General features: G+C 62.7%; 13 protein-coding genes and 2 pseudogenes. 4 read left to right on the top strand and 11 right to left on the bottom strand.

All coding sequences use genetic code 11. The features are described 5' to 3' along the window. From BQ7477_RS08945 to BQ7477_RS13080, 10 genes and pseudogenes are all read right to left on the bottom strand, one after another. Window positions 1-496: ADP-ribosylglycohydrolase family protein (locus tag BQ7477_RS08945; protein ID WP_200783502.1), on the bottom strand; the 496-nt coding region annotated here is incomplete at its 3' end. Between the two features lie 96 nt (window positions 497-592). Continuing rightward, entirely contained in the window at window positions 593-1,159 is a 567-nt protein-coding gene (locus BQ7477_RS08940) for a DUF6301 family protein (protein ID WP_073983646.1), read from the bottom strand. Further along, entirely contained in the window at window positions 1,152-1,706 is a 555-nt protein-coding gene (locus BQ7477_RS08935; protein WP_129582546.1) for a DUF6301 family protein, read from the bottom strand. The genes BQ7477_RS08940 and BQ7477_RS08935 overlap by 8 nt, the downstream gene beginning before the upstream one ends. Continuing rightward, window positions 1,699-2,253: a DUF6301 family protein gene (locus BQ7477_RS08930; RefSeq protein ID WP_129582545.1), complete on the bottom strand. Its 555-nt coding sequence runs from the start codon at window positions 2,251-2,253 to the stop codon at window positions 1,699-1,701. The genes BQ7477_RS08935 and BQ7477_RS08930 overlap by 8 nt, the downstream gene beginning before the upstream one ends. Next, complete coding sequence (locus BQ7477_RS08925; RefSeq protein WP_129582544.1) at window positions 2,235-2,447, bottom strand: hypothetical protein; 213 nt, start codon at window positions 2,445-2,447, stop codon at window positions 2,235-2,237. The genes BQ7477_RS08930 and BQ7477_RS08925 overlap by 19 nt, the downstream gene beginning before the upstream one ends. A 16-nt stretch (window positions 2,448-2,463) precedes the next feature. Next, a pseudogene (locus BQ7477_RS08920) lies at window positions 2,464-3,385 on the bottom strand (transposase). A 57-nt stretch (window positions 3,386-3,442) separates the two neighbouring features. After that, window positions 3,443-4,852, bottom strand: coding sequence for a hypothetical protein (locus tag BQ7477_RS08910; RefSeq protein WP_073983642.1), 1,410 nt, complete (start codon window positions 4,850-4,852; stop codon window positions 3,443-3,445). Then, window positions 4,849-5,190 carry a hypothetical protein gene (locus tag BQ7477_RS08905; RefSeq protein WP_073983641.1) on the bottom strand — a complete coding sequence of 114 codons (342 nt, stop codon included), beginning with the start codon at window positions 5,188-5,190 and terminating at the stop codon, window positions 4,849-4,851. The genes BQ7477_RS08910 and BQ7477_RS08905 overlap by 4 nt, the downstream gene beginning before the upstream one ends. A 2-nt stretch (window positions 5,191-5,192) precedes the next feature. Continuing rightward, complete coding sequence (locus BQ7477_RS08900) at window positions 5,193-5,678, bottom strand: YbaB/EbfC family nucleoid-associated protein (RefSeq protein WP_129582543.1); 486 nt, start codon at window positions 5,676-5,678, stop codon at window positions 5,193-5,195. A 54-nt stretch (window positions 5,679-5,732) separates the two neighbouring features. Beyond that, entirely contained in the window at window positions 5,733-6,137 is a 405-nt protein-coding gene (locus tag BQ7477_RS13080) for a VIT1/CCC1 transporter family protein (RefSeq protein ID WP_073983639.1), read from the bottom strand. Between the two features lie 238 nt (window positions 6,138-6,375). Between BQ7477_RS13080 and BQ7477_RS08890 the strand changes: the two genes are divergently transcribed. Beyond that, window positions 6,376-7,173, top strand: coding sequence for an alpha/beta fold hydrolase (locus BQ7477_RS08890; RefSeq protein ID WP_073983638.1), 798 nt, complete (start codon window positions 6,376-6,378; stop codon window positions 7,171-7,173). Here BQ7477_RS08890 and BQ7477_RS12490 read toward each other — a convergent pair. Beyond that, window positions 7,154-7,310: pseudogene (locus BQ7477_RS12490) on the bottom strand (PfkB family carbohydrate kinase); the annotation flags it as partial. The gene BQ7477_RS08890 and the pseudogene BQ7477_RS12490 overlap by 20 nt on opposite strands. A 238-nt stretch (window positions 7,311-7,548) precedes the next feature. On the opposite strand from BQ7477_RS12490, the gene BQ7477_RS08880 reads away from it, so the two are divergent. The 3 genes from BQ7477_RS08880 to BQ7477_RS08870 all read left to right on the top strand — a co-directional run bounded on the left by BQ7477_RS08880 (window position 7,549) and on the right by BQ7477_RS08870 (window position 10,661). After that, window positions 7,549-8,247, top strand: coding sequence for a trimeric intracellular cation channel family protein (locus BQ7477_RS08880; protein WP_073983637.1), 699 nt, complete (start codon window positions 7,549-7,551; stop codon window positions 8,245-8,247). 9 nt (window positions 8,248-8,256) lie between these two features. Further along, the gene (locus tag BQ7477_RS08875) at window positions 8,257-9,792 is read left to right on the top strand and encodes an amino acid permease (RefSeq protein WP_073983636.1); all 1,536 of its coding nucleotides are present in this window, start codon (window positions 8,257-8,259) and stop codon (window positions 9,790-9,792) included. 125 nt (window positions 9,793-9,917) lie between these two features. Then, the gene (locus BQ7477_RS08870) at window positions 9,918-10,661 is read left to right on the top strand and encodes an HNH endonuclease family protein (protein WP_073983635.1); all 744 of its coding nucleotides are present in this window, start codon (window positions 9,918-9,920) and stop codon (window positions 10,659-10,661) included. The last annotated feature ends 299 nt before the right edge of the window (window positions 10,662-10,960 follow it).

Below are 10,960 nucleotides of genomic sequence, written 5' to 3'. Positions count from 1 at the left end.
CGACCGAATAGTGGGTTTCGCGCGCGCTCAGGCCCGCGGTTGCGACGATCTCGCGGATTTCGCGGTGCTCGAAGTCGGCGATGACGACGGGCGCCAGGCGCATGATCGCGCCGTTGCCGGCGCTGGTCGTGCGCTGCGCGGTCCGGAGGACGCGCTGTTGGTGCTCGAAGTCGAACAGCGCGGCGCGCACCTGGCCACCGATGTCGAAACACACGTTCGTCGACGAACGGTACCCGTCCTTGAACCAGCGCATGTATCGGTCCATCACGTCAAAAGAGTCGTAGCGGCCCTGTGCCAGCAGCGAATCCGCCAAACACAGCGCCATTGACGTGTCGTCCGTCCACTGGCCTGGTTCGAGGTCGAAGACGCCTCCGCCGACCATGTCCGTGGACGGCGTGAAGGTGCCTGCCACCTTGAACTCGTTCGTCGTGCCCAGGGCGTCACCGACCGCCAGGCCCACCAGCGCGCCGCGCGCGCGAGAAAGAAAATCAATCATCCCCACAGTGTGCCACAGGGGCCCTCGGGGGCAGCCCCCGGTGTTCGTTCTCAGGCGATGCCGGTCAACAGTGGTGCAGGCTGACGCCGCCGCGCGTTACTCACGTTCCCAGTCTTCCAGCTCGCCGCGGGCTTCCCTATCTTTGAAGTCGAAATAGAGGTTTGCGAGTCTGGACGACTTGAGGAAGAGAGTGATACTGCGTCGTCCGGCCGAAAGAACATACATGGAGCTGTCTACAGTTGCAAATCGCCATATTCCGTCGGGCTCTATTTTGCTCCAAGCTAGGGATTTTCCGAGGCGTTGTCGAATAGTTGTAAGGTAGGGCTGACACTCGGTGAGAAGGGGCTTATATTCATCGTTGCCTGGTTGGAAGTCCGGACGATTAGCGACGATAAAGTCAAGACCAACTATGTCGTCAGGCCTGAGAACAGAGAAGGATGAAGAAGTTTCCTCCGGGACGACATCAGAGGTGAACAACAATCCATCTAACGGGTCGGGAGTCCACCCGAAACGATCGCGGAAGGCCGCGGCGTCCGCCCGGCTGGCGGGCCACGTCAGAGACTCCCACGCGTCAAGGAGTTCGCTTAGGCGCGACAGCGTCATCATGCGCGCCCCCTCGGGCGTGACACGCACATGCTCGGGATTCAACGGCGCGTTACTCACGTTCCCAGTCTTCCAGTTCGCCGCGGGCTTTGCGGTCGAGGAAGTCGAGCAGGTTACCCGTCTCCGAAGGAGAGTTCAGAGATAGCGTGATCTTGTCTGCGGCGCCTCCGAGAAAATAGAGGATTCTATCCTGGGAGATAAGCTCAACGCAGGACTTGTCGAATGTTCTTTTGCTGGCCAGTCGGTTATGGAGGCGTTGTTCGAGGTACTCCTGATAGTAAGAATACGCTTGCTCGCATTGCTTCTTGTCGTGTGGGTCTAGGTGCGCTGCGAGATAGAACCTGAGGCATGCGACGCCGTTGAAGGGAGTGTAGACGATGTAGGAGGATGATCGTTCAGGCACGACGTCGGAGGTGAAGAGCAGGCTTTCTCTGGGGTCGGGAGTCCATCCGAAACGATCGCGGAAGGCCGCGGCGTCCGCCCGGCTGGCGGGCCACGTCAGAGACTCCCATGCGTCGAGGAGTTCGCTCAGGCGCGACGGCGTCATCATGCGCGCCCCCTCGGGCGTGACACGCACATGCTCGGGATTCAACGGCGCGTTACTCACGTTCCCAGTCTTCCAGTTCGCCGCGGGCCTTGCGGTCGAGGAAGTCGAGCAGATTACCCGTCTCCGAAGGGGAGTTCAGAGATAGTGTGATCTTCTCACCTCCATCTCCAATGCGATAGTAAAGGTTGTCGCTTGTGAATAATCGGATTCCTGATTCGCGTGAACCCGTTCTATTCTGTAGCCTCTCGCCGAGGTGTTTGATGATGTAGTTGAGGTAGAACGAAAGGGTGTCGTCAAATTGTGACGTGTTGTGTGGGTCTAGGTGCGCCGCAAGATAGAACCTGAGGCATGCGACGCCGTCGAAGGGAGTGTAGACGATGAAGGAGGATGATCGTTCGGGCACGACGTCGGAGGTGAAGAGCAGGCTTTCTCTGGGGTCGGGAGTCCACCCGAAACGATCGCGGAAGGCCGCGGCGTCCGCCCGGCTGGCGGGCCACGTCAGAGACTCCCACGCGTCGAGGATCTCGCTCAGGCGCGACAGCGTCATCATGCGCACCCCCTCGGGCGTGACACGCACATGCTCGGGATTCAACCGTGTCTGGTCCATGGGGTGTCCCCTTTTCCGACTGCGTCGGTCCATGCGGCAATCTTCGCATCAATATTATCCATGTGGTGCGGCGCGAGCGTGATCGGAGTCGTCGTGAAGCGAATCTTCTCCGGATCTGCGGTGCGCGTGAACGACACGTCTGAGTGCAGGGTCATGCGCCCCGTCTTGATGTCGTGCCAGACATCCTGATTCATCGACATTAGTGGCTCTTCATAATTGAGGGTGTAGTTGGGGTCTGAATCCTCCGGTTTCGAGGAGGCAGCGGGTGATGTAGTGGGTGAGGTTTCGGAATCCGAGGGCAGAGCCGCGTAAGTGTTCGAGGCGGCCGTTGATGGCTTCGGTGGGGCCATTGCTGGTGTGGGAGTGGTCGAAGTAGGCCAGGATGTCCCCGGCTCGACGTTTGAGTGTCCTGCCCAGTGTGATGATCTCTGTGAGGGAGCGTGGCACGTCCGCGTCGCTGAGACGGTCTATTTCGGCTTGCATCAGGGCCTTACCTGCACTCGTGTCGGGCGCCCGGTAGGCGTCGATAATGTTCTGGTAGACGCTCCAGGTGACCTCGAGGGCGACGTGCTCGTCGCCGGAAAACAGGTCGAGTATCTGGTACTGCTGGCCTAGGGTGAGTAGGCAGGATCTGGTGTGGAGCATACGGCGGGCCTTGTACAGGGGATCTGTGGCGCGCCCGCGCCGATGGTGAAGTTCTTGCTGGATGCGTCTGCGGCATTCATCGAGAGCATCTCCGGCCAGGTGCACGACGTGGAAGGGGTCCATGACCGCCCNCCAGCCCAGTGAGCGCCCAGCGCACCGCCGCCCGTGAGAGCTTGGCGCGCGGATCGGCCGCTTGGCTCATGTCTTGGCGCCACACGTGAGCACACGTCTCGCACCGGTAGCGGCGCACGCTCACATGCAAAATCGTGGGACGCCACCCGCAGGGCTCGTGCGCCAAGCGCCTGACCACCGTGTCACGCGCCTCGCCCTGGCACCCGCAGCGTCGACACCACCGGTCCTCACCAACAATGCGGCACGCCAACACTGCATGGTCTGGCCACATGCGTTGGCCCGTCACTTCCAGGCCCAGGTCATCCAGGCGCGTGAACGCGCTCAGGTCGGGGCGATCAAAGGTAGTATTGGGCATGTCGAGGTCTTTCGGATGGACGGTGTCGGAACCCCCATCATCGGAAGACCTCGACCCCTACCCGGCCACGACACGCCCAACCCCACCCAACACCCCTACACCCTCAATTATGAAGAGCCACATTAGTTCGTGGAACGACGTGTCGGTGCCCAGGCGGTCGCCGATATAGGCCGCAGAACCCTGACGTACCCGTACCCCGTCCACGGAATACGTGCCCATCCGGGCCCCTCCTCCCTTCGACTCGCCGATGTGAAACTCCGTTCCCGAATGATGAATCGCGAAGTCGTCAAGATGCCCGGCACCCGTCCCGGGGCCGCCCAGCCCCAGGTTATAGATGCCCTGCTCGTGCCACGCGTGGTCGAGCCCCGCATGCCCCATCCGCTCCGCCGCATAGCGCGCACCATTGCGCGACGAGGTCAGGCCTAAAGACATTTGCTGCATCTGAATGAGCTCAAAATCGTCAACGCCCTGTCGATCCAGTTTATCGAGGGTCCGTTGAATCTGGTCGGCATTCCCCGCAGAAGGAGGCAGGTCGTACCGCGCGAGCCGCTCGGCCAGAGAAGGCTGAAGTTCACGCGCGGTCGTCAGATTCACCTGTCGGATCGTCTCCAGCTCATCGAGCACCTGGGCCGTATGCGCGGCGTCGGCGAAGGAGTTCGTGAAATGACCCCTCTCCACGACGTCCAGGCCATTCTTCGTGCGTCGTACCCACATCCCAGACGGAATGATCGCCGCGAGCGACGTGTCGGGAGCCTTCTTCAGCAGGTTCGTGATGGACTCGAGGATGCCTCGAGCATCATGCAGGTGAGAGACAAGGTTCTTCGCGGAAGTGACGACACCTGTGACGCTGTCCGTCAATGACGTGACAGCTGCGCCAACCTTGATCTGAATTTGAGCAACGACACCGCCAGACGCCAAACCAACCGTGCCGACGATCTCGATGATCGCACTGGCTAAGGTTCCAATGATCTCAGCGAGAACATCACGGACGAGATCGTGGACCGCGCTGACAACTCCCGACAGAATAGAATACGCGGTCGCGACCGCTTCCAACGCCTGAGCGCCCGAACGGAGCGCGCCGACCGTTGAAGCGGACCGCGATCGAAAGGTGCTCGCGGTCAGTCCTTCGCATTCTCCCACGAGCGCCTGCGTGCGCGACTCGAGCTCATCGGCGCGCTGCGCCACCGCTGCAGCACACGCCAACCACGACTGGCCATCAGCCTGGACGGCATCACCGTCCCCAGCGAGATCATCAAGCCAACCTTTGAGCGGCTCGAAATGCTCCAGCAAAAAGGAAGCACCCCAGTCAATGAGCGTCCCAATCGGGTCAACCATCAACCCCACGACATCCCCGACGACGGCCAGCCCCGATAAACCCGTTCCCAGCCATGAGCCCGACGACATGGACTTATTGAGCCCATCCAAGTCCTCCAGGAGGCCCGAACCTGCTAGCTCTTCCGTGCTCACGGCATCAGCGTCCTTCCCCCCGTGCCACGACGACCCTGTGCGGCATCCCGAATTGCTCGAGCTGAGGCATCCTCGCACTCCTCGAAGCTCTGAAGGGCTTCGATCAGCCTGTCTCCATCTTTCGTTGCTCCAGAAGCTGCTTCCTCCACCATGGAGCGCACCCACCAGCGAACAAGACCCAGCGGGGCCGTGACAAGCGGTCCAACCAGCAGGCCGAGGGCTGCATCATTGCAACCGTCATCCACGCCAGCGACCGACGACTTCACGTCGTCGCCGGCGCTTTGTGACTCGCGTGCCGCCGCACGCGCTTTCTCGAAGTCAAGGGAGATGTCCGCCATGGTCAGTGCCACTCCCTGCGGATACCAGGATTGCGCAGTATCCCGAAACGATCAATCGGTCGGCTCTCGCGCTCCCCGGCGTCTTGCTCCCGTGCCGACCCATAACGCGCGACCAATGCCTGTGCGCCCGGGTCTGACTCGCCGTAAGCATCAACGGCGGCGTCGGCTACCTGGGCGCCAGCGCTCGATTGGGCCGCCCTCCAGGCGTCAATGACCAAACGCCCCACGGCCTCGTCCCCGTCAATGAGCACCCGAAGGGGACAACCGGAGGCGTCGACCGTCACGTTGACGCGGCCAGACGCATCCTCACCCTGACCGCGCACCGTCTCCCGGAGTTCAAGGAACGTTGCGGCCTTCTCCGCGAGGCGCTGAGCTTTCAGCGCCGAACGGCGCACGTTGGCTGCGGCCTCGTCGAAAGCGGACAAGTCCGGCGTGCCATCTCCACCCGAGTCACTCTGGCTTGCTGCATCGGGGCGACAGGTAACCATCTGGTCAAGTTACCCCCCCGAAGGCAACCTGTCAAACTCTGAGCGACCGCCCTGCTAGGACACCGACGTGCCGAACAGTAAGCCCAGCAGGTAGGTGACGCCCGCGGCGCCGTAGCCCACGACAAGCTGGCGCAGCGCGCGAGGCGTCGGAGACTGGCCCGACAAGATGCCGACCACGCCGCCCGTGAACAGCAGGGCCACGCCCACANTCGGCGAGGCGGGGGCGCCAAAAAGGCGTTCCTTCACGGCGTCGGCAACCTTATCCGTCACCTGCTCGCCGCCCGCACGCACGAAATCCGACACCTTCTGACCCGCAGCATCCAAAGGCCGAGCCACGATCGGGAAACGACGAACCTTCGAAGCGCCAGCGCGGATCTGCTCGTAGCGCTCACGCCCCGCGCGGGCACCCAGCACGTATCCGATGCCAATCCCGATGAGGATCCCCGTCTTGGTTCCCATATCTGTCCTTCTCTCGCTGCGTGGGGCGGCGCCCGCGGTCCGCCGGGCGTTCTCGCGCAGGTGTTCTCACCGGCGCATCATCACTTTACCTTAGTGCTGGCTCGCCCCCACTCGCACGCCCCTGACTCGGAGTGGAGATTTCTCTCGGAAACCCAGCCCAGGCCTCGTCACCTTGTTACAGATGCGCACACTGTGGTCCCCTCTTTCCGCGACACCGTGAACGCGCTATGTTTAATGCGTGAGCCAAGTAACTATCCAGACGCCCCGGGGTGTGTCCATCTCCGGGACATTCACGCGTCCCGTGGACTGCCGCGACGCCGCGGTAATCTTTTCTCACAGCTTCCTGTCGGACCGCCACGCCTCAGGTATGTTCGACGCGCTCGGTCGCGCCCTGCGCCGCGCCGGCTACGCCACCCTCGCCTTCGACTACTCCGGACACGGAAAGTCCGGCGACGAGATCATCACCTTCGACCCGCTCATCGAAGACTTCCGCTCCGCCTCAGGCTGGCTGGCCGACCAAGGATTCACACGCCAAATCTGCGTCGGCCACGAGTTCGGCGCCACCATCGCCCTGCGCGCCCGCCCGTCCGCCGTGCAGACCTACGTGCTCGTCTCGCCGGTCCTCGGCCCCCTGTCCTACGACTGGGACCTCGTCTTCTCCGACGTGCAACTCCTCGAGCTGGAGCGACACGGCACCACCACCGTCCCCAACGATTCGGAGTCCGTGCGCCGCCACTTCACCATCAACAAAAACACCCTCGCTGACATGTCCATGGTGTCTGGCGAGAAGACCCTGCACGGCCTCGACACGCCCGTCCTCATCACTCACGACGCGTTCGACGAGGAAACAGGGCTCCTCGACCGCACACGCGACGCCTTTCACCTGCTGCCCGACGGGTCCGTCGTCGACATGACCACCCCACACGCAGGAATCGTCGGCGAGTACACGCCCGCTGACGGCGTGCCCGTCGTCGACGAGGCCGTGGATCGCGCCCTGGCCGCCTCAGGTTCCGCTNCGGCGCTCAGCGCCGCGTAGGTGACTGCCGCGTTCGTCGCGGGTCCTCCGGCCGCCATCGTGAAATCCGTGGAGGTCACTTTCAAGCCCGGGTCGGGCGTGTGGTCGAGTCGGTGCACAACATCCAGGGTGGTTAGTCCAGCAAATAGGGCAGTCATGTGCCTATTGTCGCATTCAGGCGTCCTGGTGCCGGCGGACCTAAGATACGCGAAGATGGGGCACCGAGGGCCCTGAGGGCCCTGAGCCAGCCCGCCAGTCACCGTGACAGCTCGGTACCCATGGCGGACATGCGCCTGCCGCCAGGACTCGCCGCGTGTTCGCTACACTGCCATCCCGCGCCGGGCTGAGGGCAGGCGGTACCATGAGGACGAACAACCCCCGACTGTTCGGACCGCCATGCACCTGCTCGACGCGCTGAATAACTCACTGCCCGAGGTCTTCCGAGCCATCGACCTCATGGGCGTGCTCCTCAACGGCATCCTCGGAGGCAAGGTTGCGCGAGAACGCAACTTCGACGCCGTTGGCTTCTGTATCCTCGCGATCATGACGGCCCTCGCAGGTGGCATGGTCCGCGATATGCTCCTAGCTACTCGCACGGGGGCACCCGTGGCGATCACTGACCCCTACTATCTGGGCTTTGCGATCGCCGGCGCCCTCATCGCGATGGCGTTCCGCATGGATTCGCACATCTGGTCGGTGCTCCTCGTTATCGCAGACGGAATGGTGCTGGGGTGTTGGAGCGCGACTGGCGCGATCAAAACCCTCGACGCGGGTTTCGCCATCATGCCCGCGATCCTGCTGGGCATCATGACGGCCATCGGAGGCGGCATGGTCCGCGACATCTCGGCGGGCATCGTCCCGCGCGTTTTTGGCGGTAATAACCTGTATGCAACCCCGGCGTTCGCCTGCTCGCTCGTGACCGTCTGCTTCTGGTACATGGGGCAGCCCGTCCTCGGCATGGGCGCATCCATTATCGTTGGCCTCGTTTTCACAGGTTTGGCTAACTGGCGGCGCTGGAGGCTGCCGCAGACCCGCGAATGGACGATCACTCTCACATATTCACAGTTGAAAGCTCTGCGTAGGAGCAGGCGTTAGTATGGCGGTGTGAATCCCAAATCAACACCTTCCTCCTCGTCTCCCGCAACGTCGGCGGCGAGCGCCTCGGGGCGCAAGCAGTTCAAGACCTGGCATTTGTCCATGATGGCCCTCGGCCTGGCGATTGGTGCCGGCTTTTTTATAGGCACGGGTTCCGCGATCGCTCAGGCCGGTCCCGCGGTCCTCGTCTCTTACGCGGTGGCCGCCGTCATCGTCGTGTCGGTCATGTTGGCTCTCGCTGAGCTGGCTTCGTCACTGCCGACGACTGGTTCCTTCTCCTCCTACGCTGAGGCCGGTATCGGTCGATGGGCAGGCTTTACGATCGGCTGGCTGTACTGGGTCATGCTCATCATGGTGTCGGGCCTGGAAGTCACTGGCGCGGCCACCTTTTTCGTCGGGTGGTTCCCGAGCGTTCCTCAGTGGGCTATCGCTCTGGCCATCGTCGTTATCATCGGCGGCATTAACCTGCTGGCCGCGGGACGCTACGGCTTCATCGAGGCGATGCTGTCCATGGTCAAGGTCGTCGCGATCGTCATCTTCCTCCTCGTCGGTGTCGGTCTGGTCATCCATACGATGGTGTCGGGGCCGCTGCCGGGCCACCAGAGCGTGGCCGAGAACATCGGCGGCCACGGCGGTTTTGCACCCAACGGGCTGGCCGGTATTGCCGTCGCCCTGCTGGCGGTCATCACGTCTTTCGGTGGCCTTGAAATCGTGACGATCGCCGCCGCCGAGGCCGAGAATCCTCGCGCCGCTATGGTGAGTGCGATCCGCTCCGTTGTGACTCGCATCCTCGTGTTCTACGTCGGCTCTGTGATCCTGCTGATCGCCCTGCTGCCGTGGGATGGCCCCGACATGGGTCCTGACGCTTTCTCAGCTGTCCTCCGCATGGTCATTGATCCGCTCAAGACCGTCCTGCCGACGTGGCTGGTCCCTGACGTGGGCGCCATCATGGAAGCCATTATCTTCATGGCGCTGGTTTCCGCGTTTTCCGCGAACATTTACGCTTCCTCGCGCATGGCGTATTCGCTGTCGGCGCGCGATATGGGTCCGCGTTGGCTGCTGGGCTCGAACGTGTCCGAGACCGGCCTGTCGAGCGACTCGACGGCGGCACTCGACGGCGGCGAGGCCGTCCTGGCCACCGAGAGGGAGGGCGACATTGAGGACGGGCGTACCCCGAAGAACGCGGTTGGCCTCGTGGTCGTGCTGGCGCTCTTGGCGGTCCTGGGCAACTGGTACTTGCCTGACACCATCCTGGCGATGCTCATCAATGCGATCGGCATGGTTCTGCTCATCGTGTGGACCTTCATCATCATCTCGCTCATGCGCCTACACCCGGCCCTGGAGCGTTCCGGTAACCTGGCGATCCGTATGCCCGGCTGGCCGTGGCTGCCGTGGGTTGTGCTCGTAGGGTTAGCGGGGATCGCCGCTCTCATGCTCACGAGCGCCGAGGGTCGCACTCAGCTGGTCTCGATGGGTGCGCTCACGCTCATCATCGTGTGCATCTATTTTGTGCGTGAGGCGATGCGCAAGCGCGTACGCGGCTAACGTTATCCACAGGTGCCCGGCGCGTAGGACGCAGATGCGCATGGGTGGACGCATCATGAGGGGGTCTCGAACGAAGATTCGAGGCCCCCTCGGCACACCCGGCCGCAGGGCGGAAAGGAGGAGAGATGTCTCGTCGCCGTCGCAGGAGCATTGGAGATACGTTCGGTGCCCTGGTGATCATTGTCGCCCTCGTGTGGGCGTTCGCGCCCGGTGTCGGCTGGGACCTACTGGGCTTGCGTTCGCGCCTGGGGTGGCCGCCGGTGCACAGTGGGCAGGCGTTGTCGGCCCTTCCCGACAGTGAGGCAGCCCGCCAGTTGCGTGAACTCACTGTCCGGTCAGCGGACGATGCATCCGCTGTCCCGGAGTACGACCGCGCGGCTTTCGGGCAACGATGGGCGGACATTGACCACAATGGTTGCGACACGCGCAACGACATTCTTGCCCGAGACCTCGCGCGCCCCACATTCAAGCCTGGAACCCACGATTGCGTGGTGCTTTCTGGCACGCTCGCTGAGCCTTACACGGGCGCTACGATCCAGTTCCAGAGGGGTAACAAGACCTCGTCCCTGGTTCAGATCGATCACGTCGTCGCTCTCGCCGACGCGTGGCGCTCGGGGGCATGGCAGTGGGACGCCCAACGTCGGCAGGAGTTCGCCAACGATCCGCAGAACCTTCTGGCGGTCGACGGGGCGGCGAACGAAGACAAGTCGGCATCCTCTGCCGACCAGTGGCTACCGCCCAACGTCAACTTCCGCTGCGACTACGTTAAGCGGCAGATCGCCGTTAAAAACGCGTACGGACTCAGCGTCACCCAGGCTGAGCAGGACGCAATGGCGACCCAGCTGGCAACCTGCCCAGGTGACCAATAGTCCGAAACTGTCAGCGTCCTGGAAGCATCAACATGCGTGGCATTATCTCCCCTGAATGCGTCGCGAACCCACGATTGTGACTAACGATATATGGGAGAAAGTCCGTTATTTTCTCACCATGTGTCCATCTGGTGTGGAACACCCCGCAAATCGGTGAACGTTGCCGAACAACGCCGGTAATGTTCCCCTCAAAGAGAGGGGTGACATGTACACGGCAATCAACTGGGCGACGGACGCTGGCTTGTACTCGGTCGTCATCGCGCTCACCTGCGCCCTGTGGTGGCTCCTCAGCCGACGCG

Origin of the sequence: Actinomyces bouchesdurhonensis (assembly GCF_900128465.1) — a bacterium.
Classification (GTDB): Bacteria; Actinomycetota; Actinomycetes; order Actinomycetales; family Actinomycetaceae; genus Pauljensenia; species Pauljensenia bouchesdurhonensis.
Note: the sequence above shows the minus strand (reverse complement) of the source record. Positions and strands in the feature narration are given on the sequence as shown.